The 24709-nt window shown below is 67.7% G+C and carries 24 protein-coding genes, 1 tRNA gene and 2 pseudogenes; 19 read left to right on the plus strand and 8 right to left on the minus strand.

Annotated elements, in window-relative coordinates; all coding sequences use genetic code 11:
- Positions 1-134 precede the first annotated feature (134 nt).
- The 3 genes from ACWIDW_RS01980 (at position 135) to ACWIDW_RS01990 (ending at position 3008) form a co-directional block, all read left to right on the plus strand.
- Positions 135-818: a hypothetical protein gene (locus ACWIDW_RS01980; protein WP_454122531.1), complete on the plus strand. Its 684-nt coding sequence runs from the start codon at positions 135-137 to the stop codon at positions 816-818.
- Positions 811-1935 carry an ImmA/IrrE family metallo-endopeptidase gene (locus tag ACWIDW_RS01985; RefSeq protein WP_454122533.1) on the plus strand — a complete coding sequence of 375 codons (1125 nt, stop codon included), beginning with the start codon at positions 811-813 and terminating at the stop codon, positions 1933-1935. The genes ACWIDW_RS01980 and ACWIDW_RS01985 overlap by 8 nt, the downstream gene beginning before the upstream one ends.
- Positions 1936-2285: 350 nt before the next feature.
- On the plus strand, positions 2286-3008 hold the full coding sequence (locus tag ACWIDW_RS01990; RefSeq protein WP_454122534.1) for a DCL family protein: 723 nt from the start codon (positions 2286-2288) through the stop codon (positions 3006-3008).
- Here the strand turns inward: ACWIDW_RS01990 and ACWIDW_RS01995 are convergent.
- Positions 3005-5569 carry a DEAD/DEAH box helicase gene (locus tag ACWIDW_RS01995; RefSeq protein WP_454122536.1) on the minus strand — a complete coding sequence of 855 codons (2565 nt, stop codon included), beginning with the start codon at positions 5567-5569 and terminating at the stop codon, positions 3005-3007. The genes ACWIDW_RS01990 and ACWIDW_RS01995 overlap by 4 nt on opposite strands.
- Positions 5566-6504, minus strand: a complete 939-nt coding sequence (locus tag ACWIDW_RS02000; RefSeq protein ID WP_454122538.1) for a HamA C-terminal domain-containing protein — start codon at positions 6502-6504, stop codon at positions 5566-5568. Before ACWIDW_RS02000 ends, ACWIDW_RS01995 begins: the two co-directional genes overlap by 4 nt.
- A gap of 184 nt (positions 6505-6688) precedes the next feature.
- On the opposite strand from ACWIDW_RS02000, the gene ACWIDW_RS02005 reads away from it, so the two are divergent.
- The 3 genes from ACWIDW_RS02005 to ACWIDW_RS02015 all read left to right on the plus strand — a co-directional run bounded on the left by ACWIDW_RS02005 (position 6689) and on the right by ACWIDW_RS02015 (position 8423).
- Positions 6689-7828: a PIN domain-containing protein gene (locus ACWIDW_RS02005; protein ID WP_454122540.1), complete on the plus strand. Its 1140-nt coding sequence runs from the start codon at positions 6689-6691 to the stop codon at positions 7826-7828.
- Between the two features lie 180 nt (positions 7829-8008).
- Positions 8009-8230: a hypothetical protein gene (locus ACWIDW_RS02010; RefSeq protein WP_454122542.1), complete on the plus strand. Its 222-nt coding sequence runs from the start codon at positions 8009-8011 to the stop codon at positions 8228-8230.
- Between the two features lie 4 nt (positions 8231-8234).
- On the plus strand, positions 8235-8423 hold the full coding sequence (locus tag ACWIDW_RS02015; RefSeq protein WP_454122544.1) for a hypothetical protein: 189 nt from the start codon (positions 8235-8237) through the stop codon (positions 8421-8423).
- A gap of 433 nt (positions 8424-8856) precedes the next feature.
- Here the strand turns inward: ACWIDW_RS02015 and ACWIDW_RS02020 are convergent, their stop codons facing one another.
- From ACWIDW_RS02020 to ACWIDW_RS02030, 3 genes and pseudogenes are all read right to left on the minus strand, one after another.
- Entirely contained in the window at positions 8857-8988 is a 132-nt protein-coding gene (locus ACWIDW_RS02020) for a hypothetical protein (protein ID WP_454122545.1), read from the minus strand.
- 81 nt (positions 8989-9069) lie between these two features.
- The gene (locus ACWIDW_RS02025) at positions 9070-9798 is read right to left on the minus strand and encodes a hypothetical protein (RefSeq protein ID WP_454122547.1); all 729 of its coding nucleotides are present in this window, start codon (positions 9796-9798) and stop codon (positions 9070-9072) included.
- A gap of 246 nt (positions 9799-10044) precedes the next feature.
- A pseudogene (locus tag ACWIDW_RS02030) lies at positions 10045-10584 on the minus strand (recombinase family protein); the annotation flags it as partial.
- A gap of 215 nt (positions 10585-10799) precedes the next feature.
- Between ACWIDW_RS02030 and ACWIDW_RS02035 the strand changes: the two are divergent.
- Positions 10800-11231 (plus strand): annotated as a pseudogene (locus ACWIDW_RS02035) (TrmH family RNA methyltransferase); the annotation flags it as partial.
- Positions 11232-11267: 36 nt separating this feature from the next.
- Here ACWIDW_RS02035 and ACWIDW_RS02040 read toward each other — a convergent pair.
- Complete coding sequence (locus tag ACWIDW_RS02040; protein WP_454122549.1) at positions 11268-12095, minus strand: SGNH/GDSL hydrolase family protein; 828 nt, start codon at positions 12093-12095, stop codon at positions 11268-11270.
- Between the two features lie 107 nt (positions 12096-12202).
- Here ACWIDW_RS02040 and ACWIDW_RS02045 point away from each other — a divergent pair, with 107 nt between their 5' ends.
- From ACWIDW_RS02045 to ACWIDW_RS02060, 4 genes are all read left to right on the plus strand, one after another.
- Positions 12203-13945: a DEAD/DEAH box helicase gene (locus ACWIDW_RS02045; RefSeq protein ID WP_454122550.1), complete on the plus strand. Its 1743-nt coding sequence runs from the start codon at positions 12203-12205 to the stop codon at positions 13943-13945.
- Between the two features lie 106 nt (positions 13946-14051).
- A complete protein-coding gene (locus ACWIDW_RS02050) occupies positions 14052-15137 on the plus strand; it encodes a VIT1/CCC1 transporter family protein (protein ID WP_454122552.1) in 1086 nt (361 codons plus the stop codon).
- A gap of 93 nt (positions 15138-15230) precedes the next feature.
- Positions 15231-15686, plus strand: coding sequence for an SRPBCC family protein (locus ACWIDW_RS02055; RefSeq protein WP_454122554.1), 456 nt, complete (start codon positions 15231-15233; stop codon positions 15684-15686).
- Positions 15687-15698: 12 nt separating this feature from the next.
- Positions 15699-16415: a glycosyltransferase family A protein gene (locus ACWIDW_RS02060; protein ID WP_454122556.1), complete on the plus strand. Its 717-nt coding sequence runs from the start codon at positions 15699-15701 to the stop codon at positions 16413-16415.
- A 62-nt stretch (positions 16416-16477) separates the two neighbouring features.
- Here ACWIDW_RS02060 and ACWIDW_RS02065 read toward each other — a convergent pair.
- Positions 16478-16562 (minus strand) — tRNA-Leu (locus ACWIDW_RS02065).
- A 110-nt stretch (positions 16563-16672) separates the two neighbouring features.
- Here ACWIDW_RS02065 and ACWIDW_RS02070 point away from each other — a divergent pair.
- Entirely contained in the window at positions 16673-17968 is a 1296-nt protein-coding gene (locus ACWIDW_RS02070) for a M20/M25/M40 family metallo-hydrolase (protein WP_454122557.1), read from the plus strand.
- A 51-nt stretch (positions 17969-18019) separates the two neighbouring features.
- Positions 18020-18847, plus strand: coding sequence for an undecaprenyl-diphosphate phosphatase (locus tag ACWIDW_RS02075; RefSeq protein ID WP_454122559.1), 828 nt, complete (start codon positions 18020-18022; stop codon positions 18845-18847).
- A gap of 25 nt (positions 18848-18872) precedes the next feature.
- On the opposite strand, the gene ACWIDW_RS02080 is transcribed toward ACWIDW_RS02075, so the two are convergent.
- The gene (locus ACWIDW_RS02080; RefSeq protein WP_454122561.1) at positions 18873-19718 is read right to left on the minus strand and encodes a PAC2 family protein; all 846 of its coding nucleotides are present in this window, start codon (positions 19716-19718) and stop codon (positions 18873-18875) included.
- A gap of 88 nt (positions 19719-19806) precedes the next feature.
- Here ACWIDW_RS02080 and ACWIDW_RS02085 point away from each other — a divergent pair, with 88 nt between their 5' ends.
- The 6 genes from ACWIDW_RS02085 to tatA are packed head-to-tail and all read left to right on the plus strand — an operon-like array spanning position 19807 to position 24672.
- Positions 19807-20484 carry an HAD family hydrolase gene (locus ACWIDW_RS02085; protein WP_454122563.1) on the plus strand — a complete coding sequence of 226 codons (678 nt, stop codon included), beginning with the start codon at positions 19807-19809 and terminating at the stop codon, positions 20482-20484.
- On the plus strand, positions 20481-21491 hold the full coding sequence (locus tag ACWIDW_RS02090; protein ID WP_313355587.1) for a tRNA (adenine-N1)-methyltransferase: 1011 nt from the start codon (positions 20481-20483) through the stop codon (positions 21489-21491). The genes ACWIDW_RS02085 and ACWIDW_RS02090 overlap by 4 nt, the downstream gene beginning before the upstream one ends.
- A 10-nt stretch (positions 21492-21501) precedes the next feature.
- On the plus strand, positions 21502-22413 hold the full coding sequence (locus ACWIDW_RS02095; RefSeq protein ID WP_454122565.1) for a hypothetical protein: 912 nt from the start codon (positions 21502-21504) through the stop codon (positions 22411-22413).
- A 53-nt stretch (positions 22414-22466) separates the two neighbouring features.
- Entirely contained in the window at positions 22467-23420 is a 954-nt protein-coding gene (locus ACWIDW_RS02100) for a helix-turn-helix transcriptional regulator (RefSeq protein WP_454123230.1), read from the plus strand.
- Positions 23417-24391, plus strand: a complete 975-nt coding sequence (locus ACWIDW_RS02105; protein ID WP_454122567.1) for a helix-turn-helix transcriptional regulator — start codon at positions 23417-23419, stop codon at positions 24389-24391. The genes ACWIDW_RS02100 and ACWIDW_RS02105 overlap by 4 nt, the downstream gene beginning before the upstream one ends.
- A gap of 47 nt (positions 24392-24438) precedes the next feature.
- A complete protein-coding gene (gene tatA / locus ACWIDW_RS02110) occupies positions 24439-24672 on the plus strand; it encodes a Sec-independent protein translocase subunit TatA (RefSeq protein WP_454122569.1) in 234 nt (77 codons plus the stop codon).
- The last annotated feature ends 37 nt before the right edge of the window (positions 24673-24709 follow it).

Here is a 24709-nt window from a genome sequence, read left to right on the forward strand (position 1 = left end):
CTTGATGGTTGCCCGCGCCGACGAATGCGACACGCCGGAGCTGGCTAAAGCATAGATGCGCGATCGGTATGTCAGAATAAAGTCGATCCGGTGGGTGACCGTGCGCTCCGGGGTTTGACTTTCTGGAGGTCGTGATGGTCCCGAATTCTCCCTTCGAAGCGCTTGGCTCTCATGCTGCGGATGCGCGTGATCTCGTCGTCGAGGTCGTGCAGTCGCGTCATGCGCTGGCGGCTGATGCGCACCAGGCGGCCGCGACGCGGTACACGATCGGCTTCGGCGGGCAGTGGCGGGATCTCCAGGAGGACACGGTCGACGCGTTCAAGGAGCGCGGCTACCTGCCGTACAAGCTCAAGCCTGCCGGATACCGGCTGCCGATCGTCAACGGGTGCCTGCTGTTCGTCTGGCGAGTGCCGGCGACGCCGGATGCGGTGGGCGGGTTCGCGTCGAGCAAGACGCGCATGAACGGGTTCTTCGCGCAGGAGCCGATGGGGCTGTTCGGCACAAGCTTCGTCGAGGGCGGCGACGAAGTCCGGAACGCGAGCGAGCAGGCGGAGTTCGAGCGTGCCGTGCGCGCGGCGGGCGAGGTCATGCCCGTGGTGCTCGTCATGGTCCACTCCACCCCGCATCAGCTCACCTCGATCGAGTGGGCCGTCGCCGAGTACGTCAACGGCACGGTGCGCCCGCTCGGTCTGGAGACCATCTGGGAGCACCCGGCCGAGGGCGGCGACGCGACGGCCGAGGTCGAGTCGTTCGACAGCGGCACCCCGGTCGTGCCTTCGCTCGAGCCGCAGAAGCAGGAACGGTCGTCGGATGCGTGACAAACACCCTGGGCTGTTCGATCTCCCAGGTTCCTCGGATGGCCAGGGGAGGTTCGAGCCTGCGCGGCTGACCCAGGCTCGCGTGCGCCAGAGCCTGAGCAAGACGGAACTCGCAGCCGCGGTCGGGGTCTCCGCTGCCGCGATCGGCCAATACGAGGCAGGGGTGAACTCTCCTCGCGCAGATGTGGTCGAGCGGATGGCCACGACGTTGAAGGTGCGTCCCGGATTCTTCAGCGTGGGCAGGCCGCTCGCGCGCATCGACACCGTGCACGCGCACTTCCGCAGCCTGCGCTCGGCGCGGGTCGGCGACCGCCAGCGAGCGCTGTCGACCGCAACGCTGGTGTGGGAGCTGACGTTCGCGCTCGAGCGGTACGTCAAGCTCCCCGAGGCGGATCTTCCGAAGCTGCCGCAGGGGACGAGCCCGGGCGAAGCGGCGGCGGCGCTGCGCCGGCACTGGGGTCTCCCGGACGGGCCGGTGCGACATCTGGTCGCCACCGCGGAGTCGCGGGGGATCGTGGTCGTCGTGCGTCCGCTGGGGGAGATCGATGCGGTGGACGCGTTCTCGTCGGTGATCGTGGATCGACCGATCATGGTCACGACGCCGCGCCGCAGTGAGAACGTGTTCCGGCACAGGTTCTCGATCGCTCACGAGATCGGGCACTTGCTGTTGCACGCCGAGTCGGGGGAGCAGAGCACTGCCATCGAGAGGGAGGCCGATGAGTTCGCGGCGGCGTTCCTCACGCCGGCGGCGTCGATGGACGCGGCTCTGCCGCAGCGTCTCGACCTCGCGGCCCTTGATCGACTCGGGCGGACCTGGGGCGTGTCGCCGCACTCGCTCATCCGACGGATGGTCGAGCGCGGACGGACCACCGATTCCTCGGCGCGACGCGCCTACCAGCGCCTCGCGATGGTCGACGATCCGTCGGCGGATCCGACGAGCGCGTACCCGGGGGAGATGCCGACGCTGCTTCGCAAGGCCGCGGAGCTCGCCGCTGACGAGGGCGCGACGGTGCCCGCGCTCGCTGAGATCCTGCGGCTGGCTCCGGCGCAGATCCGCGACCTGCTCGGCGAGCCCGATCAGCGGCCTGTGCTGCGCCTCGTCGGCGACGAGGGCTGAGGCGTGGCGGCTGTCGAAGAGCAGGTCCGCAGCGCGGACAGCGCCATCTGGCAGAACATCGCAGCCTCGCCGGCGACTGCGCTGGGCGAGGCTTCCGAGGGTGCTGTGGATTATGCCCGATGAACGCCAAGGTTAAGCCGACTCTCCGCAGCCCAGGAATCGACCTACTCGGGCGGAGCTGACGAAGGCCGGAGTGCGGAGACGGTAACGGTTGCCAAGTTCTTCGAGTGATGCTGATTCGGCGAGAGCTTCGCGAGTCAATCTGGATTCCGGTGATTTGGTGCTGAGTACACGGGGCACGAGGCCATGATCGCTGGGCGGTGGGGAACGTCAAGCTCTACGGTGTCTATATGGCAGGTATCCCGGTTCTCCTCGAGACGTTCAGCTGGCCGACGCGATCCGCGGCGGAGGCTGCGTTCCGTGGAATTCTGCGGAGTTCGGGCTACTCGGTCGGCGACGTCGTCTCGGACCTGGTTCACCACCGCATGCTTCTGGAGCTTCTCGAGCGTCACCCGGACTACGTCGAGAAAGTCGGCCCCGGCGTCAAGGAGTTCTACATCGGCAGAACGCGCGACGCGAACGGTGTGTTCGTCGGTGCGAACGCGATCGGCATCTGGATTCGCCGTGTCGATGGCGACGAAGTGGACTTCAGCTATCTCACCGCGATACGCCAGACATCGGCGATGTCCGACGCCAAGGAGGCGTTGCGGGCCGAGGTGGACGATCGTCGTCGGGCGTACCGTGAGGCACGTTTCGCGTCGCGTGAGGAAGTGCTGAGCGACCTTTCCAGAGAACGGATCAACGAGCTTCGAGATGCTCAGGTTGTCTACTTGGCCCCAACGTGGGGGCAACTCGCCTCGCGTTTTGCGGATGACGAAGGCGGTTGGGACGAACTCGTAGTAGCCCCTGCATCGAGCGGGATAGCAGCGGTCGGCTCAAGACTTGCTGACCGGAGCCAGGCGGGCCGATGGCTGGAGTTTCACACACGCCATGCGAACCTCGGCCTCGCGACAGCCTCCGAGGCTTCGCAACGCCGTCAGGCCAGCAATCTCGATTGGCTACCTGCCGATTAGGCACTCTCGCTCCCCGCGCGGCGCAACGCGATTTCGAGCACGTCGGTGATCTCGCGCTGGAGCAGCACCGGCACACCGAGTCCATCGAGGTTTTGGTCCGCAAGCCACGCCAGGGCTTCCGCGCGGGACCATTCGTCGACGCCGATGAAGCCGGCGAGTGCGACGGTCGCCGTCCGGGAGAGCCCCAGTGACATGAGCACGACCTCGCTGGTGCGGGAGACTCCGAGTTCAAGCATCATCGCGTAGTCTGGCCGGTCCGCGGCCTCCAACCCGAGCTCAGCGGAGTAGACGGCGAGCAAGTCGGCGTAGCATGCGAGGTATTTGGGTGCGTGGAAGCGTGCGATCGATTCGATGTCTCGCATCACGTCTCGAATCGCGACCGCCGAAGTGAGTGAAGCGTTGAACGCGAGCCGCTGATCGATCAGACGCGCCAGAGGCATGCCCTTCATCCAGTTCACGATGAGATTGGCGAGTTGCCACTTCCGGCGATCATCGCCTGACCGCGGCGCACCGAAGACGCTCGTCATGGTCGCGCCGATCCGTACCAGTGCCTCTTGGAACCGCGCCCTCGAATCTGGTTCTTCGGGGAGAGGGAGCTCAAGGTCTGACGGTGACTTTCCGGAGCGACGAAAGCTGTCGAGAAGTCGTTCCATCGAGACCGGGGCGATGCCGGTATGACGAGTCACGATCTCAACGGGGATCGACAGATCCATCGCCGCATGGGTGATGGCAGATGCGATCTCATTTCGTTCGGACTCAAGAGGGACGCGATCGAGTAGCGCCTCGATGGATTCGGTTCCAAGGTGTCGCGAGAACAAGTACGCGAACAGGCTTTCGGCTGTGCTGTCGTCATGCACTTCATCAGCAGAGCGGACGAAGGCGAGCAAGCCTGAGGCGTCATCGAGGCCAGTGCTGACCGCTCGGGTGATCTGTGATCGCTTTCGCACTCGCGGAAGGTTGGGCCACAGACCGTCTGCATCGGTGTCGATGCAGACGACGTTGCCCTCGAACTCTTTGCCCCAGCGGCCCGCCCGCCCGGCCAGATTCCAGAAATCACCTTCCTTGAGCGGGCGGCCGGAGCCTTTCTGCGGGTTGCGCATGAAGATGGTTCGGCAGGGGAGGTTGACGCCTTCCAGCAACGTCGACGTGCACACCAGATAGTGGATCTTGCCCTCACCGAAGAGTCGCTCAATCTCTGTCCTGATGACGAGCGGCATGTTTCCGTAGTGGAAAGCCACGCGGCGCGCCAGGACATCCGCGAGCAGGTACTTGCTGTGGACCGCGGTCTTGATCAGGTCCCGTAAGTCGTCGAGCTCCGGATCTGGTTCCGCCAACGCCGGCAGCTGCTCAAAGACGGCCTTTGCGACCTTCTCGGCCTCGCCGGGACCGTTGACGTAGATGACGTTCCCGGGGGAGTTCCCGGCCAACGCATGAGCTACCAGCGCGACGCGCATCGGCACGCTCGTCGCCCGCTGCGCGAGCACCAGATCGCCGAGTCTGTGACGGTTCCCGTCCGCAACCAGGGATACGGATCTGCGTTGGGGCTTTCGGTCAATGTGCTCGACCCAGATGAGGTTCTGGTTGACGGTTACAGTCTCGGAGACGAAGGAACTCGAGCGCCGATTCGAGGGCGCGTCCTCGATCAGGAGCTCCGGATTCGAGCTCAATGGACTTGCAAAGAGCACCTGGGCGTGCGGGCTGCGACGAATCGTGCGCTCGACCGCATGCTGGAGAAGAACCCCCCGCGCGTCTCCGGCGAGTGACTGTGCTTCGTCGACGAACAGAAGGTCCACGCTGAGAGAGGGCAGCAACTCCAATACGAGGTGGAGCCTCTCCTGGGTGACCACCAGGACAGTTCTGGAAGAGTCGGCGAGATCCGGGTCCCAGGGCATCGTGAAGACGCCGACGTCGGAAGGAACTTCTCGTCTCAAGTCGCGGGAGACTTCCTCGATGAGAGCGCGCGTTGGCACCAGGTAGACGAGCGTGAACGATCCGGCCTGGCGGGCGATCTCGAGGAAATGCTCTCTGATGATGCGTGACTTCCCAGCTGACGTCGGTGCGGACACGCTCAGCCAATCGCTGGTCTCGACCGCGTCCCAAAACTTCCCCTGAAAGGGGTTGACCGGCAACACTCGGCCGTCGGAGAGGCGGACTGAGTACTCGATGCGGCTCCGCACGACCTCCATCCTCAGCGCTCCTGGCAGTTGGAGCCATGCGTCTGCCGCCAGCCGCTGACGGGACTCCGCCAGCTCAACAGCCATGTGGTTGCCGCTGCGTTCGAGTAGCGCGGCAGCCGCCGCGAGATGAGCAGGCTCCACATCCGAGGCCAGCATGCATGCCGTGGCGATCCGTAGAACCGCGGATTGAGCGCGCTCTGACTGCGCCGAAGTGATTGCGCTGGCGTAGAGCAGAGCAAACCCCCAGTCGATCGGGGGCAGGTCTTCGTACCATTCCACCGTCGGGAATTCTGAACGCACTGTCAGTCTGCGAGCGGATTCGAGCACGTCTCTGAACTTCTGTGAGGCGAAGACGATGTCTTCCAGCGCATTGGTCGTGGTCATTTTGCACCCATCCGCTTCAGAACACGCGTGCGCAGGTCGGCCACATCCGGCATTGGGATGCAGAAGAGATCGATGTTCACGCCTACGATGTCAAACTCCTTGAGGCGGCTTCCAACGGTCTTGTGCCATCGCCTGACTGCCTTTGACACCGCCATCCTCTGGGCTTCGTCCAGGGCAACGATGTTCGGGTACTTGTCGTGGTCGAAGCCGACCAGACAGACGCCATTCCATCGCGCTTTCATCGATTTCGGATTCGTTTCGTCGAAGTACTCGAGTAGATGGGCCGCCAGCTCGACTTGCGTGACATTGAGGTGATCGCGAACAAGAAGCAGATCCTGCTTGCGAGGGGAGTCTCCGCTCGCGCGAAGGTATGGGGCGATGCTCTCGAAACAATCTCGGAACGCGTCTGAGCTCGACTTGTAGAGCTTGGACTCGCCCCAATACACATCAAGCACTCCATCTTGCGCCAGACTCGCGTGGATGCCGTCGGAGCCGTGGACGTGCATCTCCGTGCTCGTCTTCAGCGCCATCTTGGAGATCAGCTGCGGACGTTGGAGCACCCGTTCCATGAGTAGAAACAGGAGGAGTTCGCCTCCCTCTCCCGAGCTTTCGGACTTCACGAACAGGTTTCGGGCCTGCTCCTGCAGGCTCGCGATGGCCGCGGTCGATCGTGTCTCTTCAAAGTCTGCGATGGCTCGCTCGATCTTCGACCGAGGGATGCAAAAGTCCAAGGCTGCGGCCGCCATAGCTCCGGCGAGCTGGTCGACTGCGGGAGCTCCGTTGGCGTCGTGGGCGATGAAGTGGGTTCGAACAAGTGTCGAAGTATCGGGCACTGTGACGGCTTCTTCAAAGGCGGGCAAGAAGTCGATCAGAGCGCTCGCCTTGCCGCGGACCAATGCAACGAACTCTTCGACGATTGTCGCCTCGTCAACCATGACTTCTCCAGAGGTTCCCCCGACGCCTCGGCGCAGTTGCGGAGACTTCTCTGCAGAATATCTATGCCCAGCGCGAACCTTGGTGATGCCACTCGACATATGAGCGGTTCGCGTGACTGTTAGTCGAACGCACGTGCGTCGTTGTCGAAGCAATACAGATATCGCACGTCGATACGGTGGAGTCATGAAGCCCGTCGTGATCTTCGATGCCAACCCGCTCTACGGGTTGCGGACGCTGTCCGGTGCCAGCTTCGGCAGCCTCCTCGCGCTCGCGAGGCTTCGCGTGATTCGCCTCGTCGTCCCCGAGGTCGTCGTGCACGAGCTCGCACGGCAAGGGGCCAAGGAGTTCAACGACAAGCACTCCAAGCTCCGCAACGCCGTCAAGGAGCTCAACGACGTGATCGGAGCCGCGCGGTCCGTGGACGTCATCGCCCGGCCGAGCGCGGCTGCGGACGGGCCCGAGCCACTCGTGCGCTCCGCCGTGTACGAGGCACTCGAGACGTTCCTCGGGGGCAAGCGTGTATGGATCGCGCGGTATCCCGAGATGTCCGTCGCGGAGCTGCTCGAACGGGATCTCGACCGTCGGAAGCCGTTCAGCGAGACGGGCAAGGGGTTCAGGGACGCACTCATCTGGGCGACGATCCGGGACCTCTGTGCCGAGGAGGATCCAGCGACCCCCGTGCTCTTCGTCACGAACAACTCGGATGATTTCGGTGCGAGCAAGACCAAGATGGAGCTGCATCCGCATCTGCGCGACGAGCTCGACGCGGACCGGTCGTTCACGATCGTCGAGGACCTGCGGGCCGTGACGGGCCACCCGCTGATCGCTCCGCTCATCGAGTCGCTGAGGACGCTCGACGGTCGCGAGCCCGCGCGGGCGCGCATCGCGGAGCTCGTCAACGAGACCCTGTCCGACCTCTCCGGCCGTGATCTGGTGACGGTGGTGGGCGTCTGGGACGGCGACGTGATCTCCGACAGCCCGCTCCCGAGCGCGCTCCACGACACCGGGTTCAACGACATCGCGCCGGACATGGAGACGATCGCGTACGACGTGCTCAGGACCGGCGAGGGCAACGAGCGAGTCGTTCGGGTGACCGTCGAAGCCGACTGCGACATCGAGGGATACATCGACCGCAGCGCGTACCTCGAAGGCGGCGACTTCGGGTTCACCTACGTCGAGGAGGAGAACCGCTACGTGGTGCGCGCTATGGAACGTCATCGCGTGCGGTTCGCCCTGAGCGGCTCCTTCTCGGCCTCGTCGAGCGAGGAGCTCGCGCTCGTCGTGGATGGCGTCGAGGAGGTTGAGGGGCGAGGGGAGCGCTGAGCGTCCCCGGATCGCACCCTGCCGGCAGACTCGCTCCATGCCGACCATCATCCCGACGCCCTGTCCGACGGCACGGCGATCGCGATCGGCTGGGAGCGGGTGCACGAGCTCACGACCGTGCACGAGACTCGGATCGTCGTCCATGTCCGCCGTGGCCGGCTCGCGTGAATGCGCCTGCCGGTGCCGCACGCAGACGGCGTGGTCAACGCAGCCCCGCGCGACGGTCAGTGGCAGCGGCTCCGCGCGCTCTGGCCGAAGGGACCGATTGACGACGATCCGCCGATCGTCCCCGACGGGCACTGGGCACGCCGGGTCGTGATCGGCCTCCCCGCCGTCCAGGTGCGGCGCGTGCGCGAGCTGATCGACGCCGAGGTCGAGGACGTATCCACTCTGCGAAGATAAGGACATGACAAGCACCCATGTGAGCCTCGGCCCGCTGCACCTGGCGCTGGTCGCATCCCGACGCGACGCTCGCGCGACGATCCGGGCGTGGGCGCAGCAAGGTGATCGTCGTCGCGGTGCGTGGTTGCTCGCCCGGCTGCATCCGCTCCGGATCACCGGAGGCCGAGACGCGACCGCCCGGCAGCTGGGCTGACGCTGACGCTAGTGTTGCGCGACCTTGACGTAGGACTTCACCCTGCTCGGAGTATTCGCGTGATGTGTCGAAGGCCGGGACCACGGACCAGCGCGGGGTTGGCCACGACTGTTGGTGTCGAACGCTTACTCTGAATGGCTTGTCGCTATGCGTTCGCTAAGACCGCGTGAACGGTGCCGACGGAGACGCCGACGTTCCGCGCGATCGAGCGAAGTGATTGTCCTTCGTGCCCTTGGGACAGCATCGCCAGCCGGACCTCCTCGTCCACGAATCGCGGAGATGAATATACCGGGCCGACGGACGAAGGCCCGCGCGAGCCCCGCCGGACTGGAGTCGTGTCTTTCGTTGCTCGTCGTCGACCTCTAACGGAGTCGGATCCGCGCTCCGGTTCGGGCTCGGAGTACGCACGTGCCAGTCGCATCATCGGCTGGTGCTAGCCCTCTGCTTGTTCGGCGTCGCCATACCGCGCTTCCTCGATCGCTTCGAGCAAGCGCTGCTTGTGCGCGTCAACGGCAGCCCGGTCGATCGGATGATCGACCAGGAACTCGTTCAGACTCATTGCCATCAGGCGCTCCTTACCGACTGGCAGAGGGAGGGGGTCGGTCCAAGACTCCATTAGCGGGCTCTTGTGCCCGCGCCTGCGGCATCATCTCTCCGACGAGACCATCCGACCTGCGTCGTAGACGCAGTGCTCGGCTTTGCCCAGGAGGGCGACGTCGATGATCGTCATCGCCGGAAGCGGGATGACGTCGGCGTCTGTTTCGAGGCGCTTGTACGGAGTCACCCACACGAAGCAGTCCGCTCCGGACTTCTGGATCGTGTCCACGAAGGCGGAGTCGGCGAACCATGCGTGCGGTCTACCTGTCACCACATCTCCTTCGCCCATGCCTTCGATGTACGCGGTGGATTCGTCGAACACAATGAAGCCCAACTCGTGCCCCGGTCTTTCAGCGCGGTAGATCTCCGAGTTCCGAGTGTGCTTGAGCACCGTTCGCCTGAAGTGATCGGCGTAGGCCCGGTAGTTGTGGTCCTGGTCCGTCGGGAGACCGCTGCTGACCGCTGCGATGACCTTTGCGTCGCGATGGACCTCGAGCCCAGACGTCTCGCGCTCGCGGATCACCTCGCTTTCCCGCATCCGCGTCCTGTCCTTCCTGCCCGGCCGCGGATGATCGTCCACGACCATCGCCTCCAACAGGAGCATCGCCTCGGTGTCCTCGAAATCGGGGCGCTCTCGCTGGTCGAAGCCGCTGCCTCTGAGTGAGGCCAGGAATCGGTGGGCCAGATCGCTCTCCGCCGGGTAGAAGAGCACTTCAGCGTCTTCGACATGCGCAGCGTGGTCGACGATGTCCCGCTCGTTCTCGTACGCGCGTTTCACGTGAGCCCCTCTCGTGTAGCCGGTCTCGGACCGGTCGGTCGCAGCGCTCCGATCATGCTCCGGAAGTGGCCTGCACCGAGCCGGCGACTGCTGCCCGCCGGCGATCGTATCCGCCTCGGCCAGCAAAGCGGCCTCCGACGCCACTCCAAGACGCATTGTGCGCAGCTCCTCACCGAAGGCGAGGCAGCGCGCCGACATCGTCGTGTTACGGATTCGTCGTTCCGGAGTCCCTCTCGTGACGGAACTCTACGGTGACCGTCTCTGTCGATGCGATGCCTCCTGAGTACCGTGAGTAACGACGGCGTGAACGGTGCCGACAGAGACACCGACGTCCTGCGCGATCGAGCGAAGTGACGCCCCTTCGTTTCGTCGGGACAGGATCGCCAGCCGGATCTCCTCGTTCACGACTCGCGGACGGCCGATCACGGAACCGTGCTGTCGAGCGGCTTCCATCCCCCTCTTGATCTCGTCGCTTCGCATCTTCGCCTCCATCCGCGTGATCTCTCGCACATTGGCGTTGAACTCCGACTCCGTCCGGTAACTGCCTGCGTCGCTTCCCTCTAGCACTCGAACTGGCGTGCCGTGCCGAAGCAGGTCGAGCAGGACGCGCCACCCATCGACGAAGTTCGGCGCGAGGTGCTTGACGCGCACGATCACGAGCACGTCGTCCATCCCGATCGCCCCCACAGCTGCCTGGAGTGCAGGGCGGCTACTGATCAGCAATCGCCGGCTCGCTTCTTCCTCGAAGACCTGGGAGCAAACCGCGTTCAGCGTCGCCCGCTGATGCTCGACCTCATCCCGCGGCCTCCGTCACACGAACCAGACCAACGAACCTCACCAAGGGGAGCTCGAGAAGGGCGCGGACGTCATACCCTTATTGAACACGGTTCACCGGGTGTCTCGAGCTCGGTCGTTCGAAACGGTCAACTGACCTGGGAATTCACCGACGACTGCAGAACCAACCAATGCTTCGAGCACGAAGTGATTCACCCAAATGCGGGCTGCAGGATATTGGCGCACTTCTCAACGTCGGCGCGATCTTCCGCTCGGCGGCCGCGCTCGGGGTCGATGCGGTTCTGGTGAGCCCGACCTGCGCCGACCCGCTGTACCGGCGTTCGGTGCGCGTGTCGATGGGCACGGTGTTCCAGGTGCCGTGGACGCGGATCGAGAGCTGGCCCGCGGCGATCGACGATCTGCGCTCGGCCGGGTACCTCGTCGCCGGGATGACGCTTGCAGACGACGCGATCACGCTCGACGCTCTCGTGGCGGAGTCACCGGAGCGACTCGCGCTGATCTTCGGCACCGAGGGCGACGGCATCCGGCCCGAGACCGACCGTCTGCTCGATCGACGGGTCACCATCGCGATGATGGGCGGGGTGGACTCGCTCAATGTCGCGGCGGCGTCGGCGGTGGCGTTCTACGCGACGCGCTGAGCCGCGCAGCGGGCCGGTTCCGTCCGGACTGCCGGATCAGTCGAGGTCGCGGCTCAGGTAAGGCATCGCCTCGGGGCGCTTCGCGGCGATGGTGTCGCCCGACGACTGGTGGCGCAGGCGCCGCAGCACCCACGGGACGAGGTGCTCGCGCGCCCAGCCGATGTCTTCGGTGCGCGCCGCGCGCCAGGTGCGCACGGGCATCGGGTCGGGCTGCATCGGCTGCAGGTCGTTGGGCACGTTGAGCGCGCGCAGCACCATCCGTGCGACCTCGTGGTGACCGAGGGCGTTCAGGTGCAGCCGGTCGTCGGCGAAGAACCGGGTGTCCTGGATGACCTTGAGCGCCCACTGGTCGGCGACGATGCAGTCGTGACGGTCGGCGATCGCGCGGACGTTCTCGTTGTAGATCGCGACCTTGCCGCGGAACGGGCGGAACACCGGCGTGAAGTGCGTGTCGATGCCGGTGAACAGCACGACCGCGGCGCCCGTGGACGCCAGACGGGCGACGGCCTCGTCGAGCTGTGCGGCGATGTCATCCGGGTCGGTGCGCGGACGGATCACGTCATTGCCCCCGGCGCAGATCGACACGAGATCGGGCTTCAGGGCGATCGCGGGTTCGATCTGCTCGGCGACGATCTGCGCGATCAGCTTTCCGCGCACGGCGAGGTTCGCGTACGCGAATTCGTCGGCCTTCTGCGACAGCACCTCCGCGACCCGATCAGCCCAGCCCCGGTGACCGCCCGGAGCCCTGTCGTCGGGGTCGCCGATACCCTCGGTGAACGAGTCGCCGACCGCCACGAAGCGCCGCCACGGGTGCGGGCCCTCGTTGGCGACGTACGGGGTGCGCGACGAATCCTGATCGACCATCGTCTCTCCTTCGACAGGAAGTGCCGCGGCGGCGCCCGCAGCACAGCATCCGAGCCTACCCCCGGCCTCGAACCGAACTGTCGGCGGCCTGGATTATCGTAGATGCGATGCTCTCTCCGTCCTTCCCTCAGCGCGCCCCGTGGGGCACCGCCGACAAGCTGAGGGCGTGGCAGCGCGAGGCGCTCGAGCAGTACTTCCAGGCCGATCAGCGCGACTTTCTCGTCGCCGCCACACCGGGCGCCGGCAAGACCACGTTCGCTCTGACCTTGGCAGTCGAGCTGCTGCGGATGGGCGAGGTGAACCGGATCATCGTCGTCGCGCCGACCGAGCACCTCAAGACGCAGTGGGCCGACGCCGCCGCACGTGTGCACATCCGCCTCGACCCGCGGTTCCGCAACAGCCACTGGGCCCCGTCACGTCAGTACCACGGCGTCGTCGTGACGTACGCGCAGGTGGCCGCGAAGTCGTCGGTGCATCGGCACCTGACGGAAGACGCGAACACACTGGTGATCCTCGACGAGGTGCACCACGGGGGCGACGCGCTCAGCTGGGGCGACGCGATCCGCGACGCCTACGCGCCGGCGAAGCGGCGCCTGCTGCTCTCGGGAACGCCCTTCCGCAGCGACACGGCGCCGATCCCGTTCGTCGAGTACCTGCCCGACGAGTCGGGTGCGCGGGTGTCGAGCACCGACTACGCGTACGGCTACGGGCGGGCGCTGGAAGACGGCGTCGTGCGCCCGGTGCTGTTCCACATGTACTCCGGCAAGATGCGCTGGCGCACGAGCGCGGGCGACGAGCTCGAGGCGCACCTCGGCCAGGACAACACCAAGGACGTCACCTCGCAGGCCTGGCGCACGGCGCTGGATCCGGAGGGGGAGTGGATGCCCGCGGTGCTGCGCGCCGCCGACCGCCGTCTCTCCGAGATCCGCCACCACGTGCCCGACGCCGGCGGGCTCGTGCTCGCCACAGACCAGACCGTCGCCCGCGCGTACGCGAAGATCCTGCACAGCATCACCGGGCAGCAGCCCACCGTGGTGCTCAGCGATGACGCATCGGCATCAGAGCGCATCGAGAGGTTCAGCTCCGACGACCGGCGGTGGATGGTCGCGGTGCGCATGGTGTCGGAGGGCGTCGACGTCCCGCGTCTCGCCGTCGGCGTGTACGCGACCTCGTCCTCGACGCCGCTGTTCTTCGCCCAGGCGATCGGTCGCTTCGTGCGCGCCCGCCGTCGCGGCGAGGCCGCCAGTGTGTTCCTGCCCAACGTGCCCGTGCTGATGACGCTCGCGAACGAGATGGAGAAGCAGCGCGACCATGCGCTCGACCGTCAGACCAAGGATGACGACGGTCTCGAGGATTCGCTTCTGGAGAGCGCCAACCGCGAGGACGATGCGTCGGATGCCCTGACCCAGGAGTTCACCTATCAGGCGATCTCCTCGCTCGCGCACTTCGATCGGGTCGTCTTCGACGGCAAGGAGTTCGGTCAGCTGGCCGAGCCCGGCACGCCGGAGGAGGAGGAGTTCATCGGAATCCCCGGGCTGCTCGAGCCCGAGCACGTGCACGACCTGCTCATGCAGCGCCAGGCCAGGCAGAGCAAGCTGCGTCAGGCGCGCGAGGCCGCCGCTCCGCCTGAGCAGGAGTCGACCCTGCCCGCACCGCTGCACCGCACCCTGCGCGAGCAGCGGCAGCTGCTCAACAGCCTGGTGGGGCTGTACGCCCGGCAGAGCGGCGAGCCGCACGGTGCCGTGCACGCCGAGCTGCGGCGGGTGTGCGGCGGCCCCGCCGTCGCACAGGCGACCGTCACCCAGCTGCAGTCGCGGATCGATGTGCTGCGCAAGCGCGTGCGCTCCTGAGCAGCATCCGCTTCGGGCATCCGAAATCCTGTCAATCGGCGTCCTGACGCGGCCTGCGCGGGTTCGCGTCGATAGCGTTGACTGTTCCCCACAGCACGGAGGATGCATGAACGCGCCCGCACAGCCCACCCCCGCCGATCGCCGGCAGTGGGCACGCTATCTCGTCGAGGAGCGCGCGGAAGGCGCCGTCTACGCCAACCTCGCGGCACGCCGCCACGGGGAGGAGCGCGAGATCCTGCTCTCCCTCGCAGAAGCCGAGCGCCGTCACGAGCAGCACTGGCTCGACCTGCTCGGCGGAGAGCCGCAGCGGCTGCCGAAGGCGGGCCTGCGTTCGCGGATGCTCGGCTGGATGGCATCCCGCTTCGGATCGATCTTCGTGCTCGCCCTCGCGCAGAGCGCCGAAGCGCGCTCGCCCTACGACACCGAGAAGTTCGCGACGGCGGCGATGCGGGCCGACGAGAAGGTCCACCACGAAGTCGTCCGCGGGCTGGCAGCGCGCGGCCGCCGCCGGCTGTCGGGGTCGTTCCGCGCGGCCGTGTTCGGCATGAACGACGGCCTCGTCTCGAACCTGGCGCTCGTGCTGGGTATCGGCGCCACCGGCGTGAGCGCCGGCTTCGTGCTCTTCAGCGGCATCGCAGGGCTGCTGGCGGGCGCCCTGTCGATGGGGGCGGGGGAGTTCGTGTCGGTGCGCTCCCAGCGCGAGCTGCTGGCATCCACGGAAGAGAACAGCGACGCCGACGCCACCGCCGGCGACCTCGACATCGACGCCAACGAACTCGCCCTCGTCTACCGTGCCCGCGGCATGGCGCAGGACGAGTCGCTGATCCGCGCGCAGCGCGTCGTCTCGGCGGCGCAGGCGGGCATCCGGCGTGACACGACAGGGCCGATCGGCACGCACGCCGACCACGAGGTGATCGGCAGCGACTGGGCCGCGGCGATCTCGAGCTTCCTGCTGTTCTCGTCGGGCGCGATCATCCCCGTGCTGCCCTGGATCTTCGGGCTCAGCGGCACGACGGCGATCATCCTCGCGCTCGTGCTGGTGGGGATCGCTCTGCTCGCCACCGGCGCGATGGTGGGCATCCTCTCCGGCGGGCCGCCCCTGAAGCGCGCGCTGCGCCAGCTGGCGATCGGCGTCGGCGCGGCGGCCATCACCTACGGGCTCGGCCTGGCGTTCGGCGTCGGCGCGGTCTGATCGACTCTCGCCGCCCGCGCCGTCAACCCCCTCGCGCAAATGTGCGCTCGTCCGGCTGACTGGAATCTCCATCCCCGAAGCGAGGAGCTGAAGATGCCCCAGATCATCGAGACCGTCGACGTGAACGTTCCGGTCACCGTCGCCTACAACCAGTGGACGCAGTTCGAGAGCTTCCCGCACTTCCTCGACGAGGTCGTCTCGATCACCCAGATCGACGACACGCACAACCACTGGGTCGTCAAGGTCGCCGGAGCGGAACGGGAGTTCGACGCCGAGATCACCGAGCAGCACCCCGACGAGCGTGTCGCCTGGAAGAGCGTGGGCGGCGAGACCGAGCACGCCGGCGTCGTCACGTTCCACAAGCTCGACGAGAACACCACGCGCGTCACGGCGCAGATCGACTGGGACCCGCAGGGTCTGCTCGAGAAGGTCGGTGCGGTCGTCGGCGCAGGCTCGCACGCGGTCAAGAAGGATCTCGACAACTTCAAGAAGTTCATCGAGGCACGCGGCGGCGAGACCGGCGCGTGGCGCGGCGACGTCGACGCCTGAGCATCGTTGCGTGTGTCGGTCGTCATCCCGGTGCGGGATGACGCAGAGCTGCTGATCCGCTGCCTCACCGCCCTGAACGGGCAGACACGGCGGGCCGATGAGGTGATCGTCGTCGACAACGCATCCTCGGATGCGTCGGCGGCGATCGCCGCGTCTGCCGGTGCGCTGGTGGTCGAGTGCCCCCAGGTCGGCATCCCGGCGGCTGCGGCGACTGGATACGACGCGGCGACCGGGGACCTCATCCTGCGGTTGGACGCCGACTGCGTGCCACCGTCGACGTGGGTGCAGGATGCCGCGGCGACGTTCTCCCGCAATCCCCGGATCGTCGCGGCAACGGGCGGCGCGCGGTTCATCGATGGTCCGCGTGCGCTGCGCTGGACCGCCAGGGTCTACCTCGGCGCGTACGCCGTTGTGGCGGGGTCGGCGCTCGGTCATCGCCCCGTGTTCGGGTCGAATCTGGCGATGACGACGGATGCCTGGGGCGCGGTGCGCGCCGAGGTGCACCGCGACGACCCCGAGACGCACGACGATCTGGACCTGTCGTTCCATCTGGGAGCGATCGGCCCCATCGGCCGGATCGCGGGCAAGCGGATGGGAATCTCGATGCGCCCGCTCTGGCCGGGTCGTGGCTTCGCACGCCGGGTGCGGCGCGGATTCCGCACCGTGCGGATGCACTGGCCCGGGGACTTCCCGCCGTACCGGTGGCGTCGGCTGAGAGCGCGAAGCTGAGACGACGAAGGGCTGAGACGACGAAGGCCCGGATCCTCGGGACCCGGGCCTTCGTCGTTCTGTGCGCGAGGGGGGACTTGAACCCCCACGCCCTATGCGGGCACTAGCACCTCAAGCTAGCGCGTCTACCTATTCCGCCACCCGCGCAGGTGATGAATGTTCGCTGCCGAACGAAGATCGACTCTAGCACGGCCCGCGCGGCTGTTCGAACCAGCTCGTCTCCCGGGCGCGCCACCCCGGTTGGGTAGCCTGGGCACATGCCCGAGACTGAGCTGCCCGAGGTCGTCCGCATCGCCCGCGACCTGATCCGCATCGACACGTCGAACTTCGGCGGCGGCCGGGCGAACGGCGAGCGGGAGGCGGCCGAGTACGTCGGCGCGTACCTGCAGACACTCGGTCTCGAGCCCGAGTACTACGAGCCCATCGACCGACGCACCAACGTGATGGCCCGGGTACCCGGCCGCGACCCCGAGCGTCCGGCTCTCGTCGTGCACGGTCATCTCGACGTCGTGCCGGCGGTCGCCGCCGACTGGAGCGTCGACCCGTTCGAGGGCGTGCTGCGCGACGGGATGCTGTGGGGGCGCGGCGCGGTCGACATGAAGAACATGAACGCCATGATCCTGACCGCGGTCGCCGACATGCTGCGCGCGGGGGAACGGCCGGAACGCGACCTGATCCTCGCCTTCTTCGCCGACGAGGAGAACGGGGGCGTCGAGGGGTCCGCTCTCGTCGTGAAGGATCGCCCCGACTGGTTCGCCGGTGCCACCGAGGCGATCAGCGAGGTGGGCGGCTACTCGATCACGGTCGACGACCGTCGCGCCTATCTGCTGCAGGTGGGGGAGAAGGCGCTGCTCTGGCTTCGTCTGGTCGCGAAGGGCCGCGCCGGGCACGGCAGCCGCTATCACGACGACAACGCCGTGACGCGGCTGGCCGAGGCGGTGGCGGCGATCGGACGCACCCGCTGGCCGATCCGGCTCACGCCGACGACCCGGGCGCTGCTCGACGGGCTGAGCGAGCTCACGGGCCGTCCGGTCGACGACCCGGATGCCCTGGCCGCCGCGGCCGGTCCCGCCGAGGCGTTCCTGCGCTCGACCTTCCGCACCACGACCAACCCGACGGCGCTGACCGCGGGGTACAAGCACAACGTGATTCCCGAGACGGCCGAGGCGCTCATCGACGTCCGCGTGATCCCAGGCACCGAAGACGACGTGCTCGCCGAGCTGCAGCGCATCGTCGGCGACGACATCGAGATCCAGACGGTCGTCCGGGACATCGGCATGGAGACGCCCTTCGAGGGCGACCTGGTCGATGCGATGGTCGCCGCGCTCGGGCGACACGACCCCGGTGTGCCCGTGATCCCGTACCTCCTGGGGGCGGGGACCGACAACAAGGCTCTCGCGTCGCTGGGTATCGCCGGCTACGGGTTCGCCCCGCTGCGCCTGCCCGCCGATCTGGACTTCACCGGGATGTTCCACGGAGTCGACGAGCGCGTACCCGTAGAATCGCTTGTCTTCGGCCAGCGCGTGCTGGCCGATCTGCTGCGCAGCTGCTGATCAGCCCCCGCTCGCGCCGACACCCATGAAGCCCCTGTCAGAAAGCGACGCATGAACCTGCTCGAAGCGCTCATCCTCGGCATCGTGCAGGGACTCACGGAGTTCCTGCCCATCTCCTCCAGCGCGCACCTGCGCATCGTCGGCACATTCCTGCCCTCGGGGGAGGACCCGGGCGCCGCGTTCACGGCGATCACGCAGATCGGCACCGAAGCCGCGGTCGTGGTGTTCTTCTGGCGCGACATCGTGCGCATCATCGCGCAGTGGTTCCGCTCTCTCACCGGTAAGGCGCCGCGCAACGACCCCGACGCGCGCATGGGCTGGCTGATCATCCTCGGCAGCATCCCGATCGTCGTACTGGGGCTGCTGTTCCAGGACTCCATCGAGACGGTGTTCCGGTCGCTGTGGATCGTCGCGATCATGCTGATCGTCTTCGGCGTTCTGCTCGGCATCGCCGACTACGTCGGGGCGAAGCGTCGCAGGCTCGACCAGCTCACCTACGGCCACGGCGCGGCATTCGGATTCGCGCAGGCGCTCGCCCTCGTGCCCGGCGTCTCGCGCTCCGGCGGCACGATCACGATGGGGCTGTTCCTCGGGTACGAGCGCGCCGCCGCCGCACGGTACGCGTTCCTGCTCGCGATCCCCGCTGTCTTCGGCAGCGGCTTCTATCAGCTGTTCAAGCACGGGGGAGACCCGAACCAGCACTTCGGGCTCGGCGAGACCTTCGCCGCCACCGGCATCGCGTTCGTCGTCGCGCTCGGCGTGATCGCGTTCTTCATGAACTGGATCTCGAAGCGCAGCTTCCTGCCGTTCGTGATCTACCGGGTGCTGCTCGGCGTCGCGCTCATCGTGCTGCTCGCCACCGGGGTCATCCCGGCCTGACCCGCCCGCAGCGGCCCGGACCCGTTCAGCGCTTGTCGTAGCCGTCGCCGCGGCGACGCAGGTAGCGCTCGAACGCCTGCGCGATGGCATCCCCCGACGCATCCGGAGAGTCCCACGTGTCGCGGGTGCGCTCGAGCTGCCGGATGTACTCGGCCATGTCCTCGTCTTCGGCGGCCGCCGCGTCGATCGACGCCTCCCATGCCGCGGCCTCGGTGCGCATGTGCTCACGCGTCGGCCCCACGCCCGTCAGCTCCTCGAGGCGGTCGAGCAGCGCCAGAGTCGCCTTCGGAGACGGCGCTGCCGACGCGACGTAGTGCGGCACGCTGGCCCACAGACTGGCCGACGGGATCTCCGCCCGGCTGAAGAACTGGTCGAACACGCTGAGGATGCCGACGGGGCCCTCGTAGCTGGACTTCTCCAGCCCGTGCACCTGACGCACCCGCTCATCCTGACTCGAGGCGAAGACCGAGATCGGGCGGGTGTGCGGCACGTCCGAGAGCATCGCCCCGATCGTGACCAGACCGGTGACGTCGTCGCGGAGCGCGACATCGACGAACTCGTTCACGAACGCCTGCCATGCCCGCGCCGGCTCCGAGCCGCTCAGCAGCCACAGCTCAGGACCCTCGGCGACACGGCGGGTGGGCCGCCACAGCGTGGCCTCCGGCCAATGCAGCTCTCGGCGACCGTCGGCGTCCACGCGCGACGACGGGCGCGTGTACTGGTAGTCGAAGTACAGCTCGGGATCGACGGCGTGCACCTGTTCGTACTCGCCGGCCGCGCGCAGAGCGGCGATGGCACCGCTCGCCGCCTCGCCGGCGTCGTTCCAGCCGTCGAACGCGGCGACGACGATGCGAGAGCCGAGGACGTCCATCCCTCTCCTTCCGGGAGCCGAATCGATCCCCTCCAGGCTAGACCGCCTCGTGAAGCGTGGGGCGGAGACCCGGGCTAGCATGGGTGCAATGAGCAGAAAGCCCGCCGCAGTCCTGTGGGACATGGACGGAACCGTCGTCAACACCGAGCCCTACTGGATGTCCGTCGAGACCGAGCTGGTCGAGTCGTACGGCGGCACGTGGACGCACGACGACGCCATGCAGCTGATCGGCAGCGGCCTGCTCGAGAGCGGCCGCGTGCTGCAGCAGGCGGGTGTCGACCTCGAGCCGCAGCAGATCGTCGACCTGCTGACCGATCGCGTCGCCGAGCGCCTGCGCACGCAGGGCGTGCCGTTCCGGCCGGGGGCGCGCGAGCTGCTCGCGGATCTTCGGAAGCAGGGCATCCCGACGGCGCTCGTCACCATGTCGCTGCGCCGCATGGCGCTCGACGTGGTGGATCAGATCGACTTCACCGCATTCGACCTGGTGATCGCCGGCGACGAGGTCGAGCGACCCAAGCCGTTCCCCGACCCGTACCTGGCCGCTGCCGCACAGCTCGGCATCGACATCGTCGACGCCGTCGTGATCGAAGACTCGCCGACGGGCGTGGCCTCGGGCGCGGCATCCGGTGCGGTCACCCTCGGCGTGCCGCACCTCATCCCCCTCGACGGGTGCGGAGCCGACGAGCTGTGGCCCACCCTCGAAGGCCGCACGACGGCCGATCTCGCCGACCTGCACACCCGCCTCGCGAAGGAGAGCGCCCGATGAGCGCCGCGCGTCCCAGCGGTCCCTTCCGCGAAGGAGACCGCGTTCAGCTCACCGGCCCGAAGGGCCGGCTGCACACCATCACGCTGCGTGCCGACGGCGAACTGCACACCCACCACGGTGTGCTGCGTCACGCCGACCTGATCGGCCAGCCCGACGGGTCGGTCGCGACGAACAGCTCGGGCCACGACTACCTGGCGCTGCGTCCGCTGCTGCGCGACTTCGCGATGTCGATGCCGCGCGGTGCGGCGATCGTCTATCCGAAGGATGCCGCGCAGATCGTCATGCAGGCCGACATCTTCCCGGGCGCGGTGGTCGTCGAGGCGGGCGTCGGCTCGGGTGCGCTGTCGCTCGCCCTGCTGCGGGCGATCGGATCCGAGGGCACCCTCACCTCGTTCGAGCGCCGCGAGGACTTCGCCGAGGTGGCGAAGGCGAACGTCGAGACGTTCTTCGGCGAGACGCCCGAGACGTGGGATGTCGTGGTCGGCGACCTGGCCGAGGAGCTGGGTGCCCGGCACCAGGCGGGCACCGTGGATCGCGTGGTGCTCGACATGCTCGCACCGTGGGAGTGCATGGATGCCGTGGCCGAGGCGCTCACGCCGGGTGGCGTGGTGATCTGCTACATCGCGACCGCCACTCAGCTGTCGCGTGTCGCCGAGTACATCCGAGGCACCGGTCTGTTCACCGATCCGGACGCGTCCGAGACGATGGTGCGCGGCTGGCACGTCGAAGGCCTCGCCGTGCGCCCCGACCACCGCATGGTCGCCCACACCGGCTTCCTGCTCACCGCACGCCGGCTGGCGCCGGGGGCCGTGCCGCCCGAGGTGCGTCGTCGCGCATCGAAGTCCAGCTACGGCGACGAGGACGTCGAGCTGTGGACGCCCGGTGCGGTCGGCGACCGTCAGATCACCGACAAGAATCTGCGCAAGCGCGTGCGCGAGGCCCAGAAGGCTGCGGGCGGCGCGCGGGTCGCGGCGGCGTCGCGCGAGGGCGAGCAGGCATCCGAATAGACTGGGGCGCGTGCGTAAAACGACCGCTGCCCTCTCGGCCCTCGCCCTCTCGACCATCGTCCTGACCGGATGCTCGGCTGCGGCGCCGACATTCGAGGGAGCCGCGTGTGAGCGCGACAGCTCGGCGGCGCTGGAGAGGTCGGTGACGGTGAGCGGTGATTTCGGCTCACCGCGGGTCAAGATCGAGCTGCCCGTGCACACCGGCAAGGCCGCATACGCCGACATCATCACGGGCGACGGCCGCGCGATCACCGACGGCCGTCAGGAGGCGATCCTCGCCCGCGTGCTCGTCAACGGCACGACCGGGCAGGTACTCGACGCGCAGCTGAAGCTGTGGAGCCCCGACTCCGCCGGCGCAGAGCTCGCGGGAGTCGACGAGGCGCTGAGGTGCGCGACCGAAGGCAGCCGCATCGTCGCGTCGATCCCCGCTGCTGAGCTTCCCGAAGGGGCAGCGCAGCAGATCGGACTCGATGCGAAGGACAGCCTCGTCGCCGTCTACGACGTGCGCTACACGGCGCTGGCCAAGGCCGACGGCGCCGACGTCTTCAACGACGCGTCCGGCCTTCCCTCTGTGGTCCGGGCGCCCGACGGGCGCCCCGGCGTGATCATCCCCGACACCGCCGCACCGAAGAAGGCGGTCACCGAGACGCTGCTGCAGGGCGAGCACGAGAAGGTCGGCAAGGGAACCGCCCTCATCCGCACGACCTCTGTCGGCTGGTCGAGCCGCAGCGTCGGTCAGACCACCTGGGACAGCACGCTCACCGGCACCGACGGGCTGCCTGCAGAGGTGACCGAGGCGGTCTCCGCGTCGCGTGTCGGATCGCAGCTGATGGTCGTCGTGCCGACGCAGGCCGGCGACGACGCGACCGTGTACGTGGTCGACGTGCTCGGTGTCATCCCCGCGGAGCTGATGGCGCGGTGACGACCGCCCGGATCCCCGCAGAGGAGCGCCTGACGAATCTCGTCGTGGCGCTCATGGCCACGGAGATCGGGCTCACCAAACAGCAGATCATCGAGAACGTCTCCGGCTACCGGCAGCGCGTCGAGGCGGGCGCCAAGACCGATGCGCTGGAGAAGATGTTCGAGCGCGACAAGGACGAGCTGCGTTCGCTCGGCGTGCCGATCGAGACGATCGGCGACCCCGCCGACCCGCAGGATCTGCGCGAGGCGCGCTACCGCATCCCGCAGGCCGAGTACGACCTGCCCGCCGACATCGAGTTCACTCCGGCGGAACTCGCGGTGCTGCGTCTGGCGGGAAGCGTCTGGAGCACCGAATCGGTGTCGATGGATGCCCGTTCGGGAGTGCGCAAGATCCGCGCACTCGGCATCGACGGCGACGAGCCGATCATCGGCTTCGCCCCGCGCATCGCCGCTCGCGATGCGGCGTTCCCCGCGCTGCAGGAAGGGATCGAGCGCAACCGGGTCGTCGTCTTCGACTACCTCAAGCCCGGCGAGAAGGCACCCACGCGACGACGCGTGCGTCCGCTCGCGCAGGTGGAGTACGAGGCACGCTGGCATCTGTTCGGGATCGACATCGACGCCGACGCCGAGCGCACGTTCCTGCTCAGCCGCATCGTCAGCGACGTCAAGGTGACGGCGCAGACCTTCGACGTCGCCCTGCGCGAGGGTGCCGCAGCCCGCGCGCTGGCGGGTCTCGAGCAGTTCGCGGCTGCGCAGAGCGCCCTGCTCGAGGTCACCCCCGGCACAGAGGCCGCGCTGCGGCTCGGCCGGCGCGCGACGCCGCGACCGCAGGGCATCGCCGTCGGGTACGTCGACCGACACATCTTCGCCGACGAGCTGGCATCGTACGGACCCGAAGTGCGGGTCGTGAGCCCGGCCGACCTGCGGGATGCCGTCATCCAGCGTCTTCAGGCGATCGCCGAGCGTCATGCGGCCGACCCCGCCGACGTCGATCGGGAGGACTCATGAGCACCGCAGGTGCACCGCTTCTCGCCGCCGACCGCGTGCGGCTCTACCTCACCCTCGTGCCGTATCTGCTCGAGCGGGGACAGGTCACGCTCGACGAGGCGGCGGCCGACTTCGGAGTGACCCGCGAGGCCCTGCGCGGGATGGTCGAGAAGCTGACGGTCATCGGCCTGCCCGGGGACTCCGGCTACTGGCAGCTGCCGCAGGAGATGTTCGACATCGACTGGGAGCTGCTCGACGAACACGACATCATCGAGATCACCAACGACGTCGCGCTGCGGCGGGTGCCGCGCCTGACCGCCCGCGAGGCGGCCGCGCTGCTCGCCGGGCTGCAGATGGTGGCATCCGTGCCGGCGGTCGCGGATTCGGGCCTGGTCGCCGGGCTGATGGCCAAGCTGTCGCGGGGATCGGCAGATGCCCCGCCCGATCTCGTCGTCGCACCGGCCGCGGTCACCGAGGTGCAGCGGGTGGTCTCGCAGGCGCTGCACGACGGTGTGGCCGTGTCGTTCCGCTACCAGGCGCCCGATGCGCAGCCGACCACCCGCACGGTCGACCCGACGCAGATCCGCATCGACAACGGCCAGTGGTACCTGCAGGGCTGGTGCCACCTGCGCACCGCCATGCGCACGTTCCATCTCGACCGGGTCAGCGACGCCCGGATCACCGACATCCCGATCACCCACGCCGACACCGCCGTGCCCGCCGAGTTCGGCGACGGCGACGGGCCGGAGGACGCGGTGGTCGTGCGGATCCCCGAGCGGCTCGTGCCGCTGATCGGATCGTTCCCGCAGGAGGAGGTCGAGCGGGGCGGCGGGCTCGTCACGCTCCGCATCCGGATGGCCGACCCTCGAGGCATCAAGCGCGTCGCCGCACGCTTCGGCGGCGCACTCGAGGTGCTCGACCCGCCTCTCGCGCGCACGACGACCCGCGACTGGGCCGCCGCGGGACTCGACCTTTACAAGGCGCCTGAGTGAACACTCGCCAGGTTAGACTGACCGTAATCTCGATCTAGGAGTCCTGCATGCTCGGCAACCTCAACGGATGGCACCTGGTTATCCTGCTCGTCGTCATCCTTCTTCTCTTCGGTGCGGCGAAGCTGCCGGCGCTGGCCAAGAGCATGGGCCAGTCGGCTCGCGTCTTCAAGGGCGAGATGAAGGCGATGCGCGAGGAAGACGCCGCCGACACCGCCAAGAAGAAGGATGCCGTGGGAGACGTCGATCCCGACGCGCCCGCCGGTCCTGATCGCACAATCTGATCACCGTGGCTGCGGTAGATTCCCACGCCGCGAAGGA

Source organism: Microbacterium sp. NPDC055312 (genome assembly GCF_053645675.1).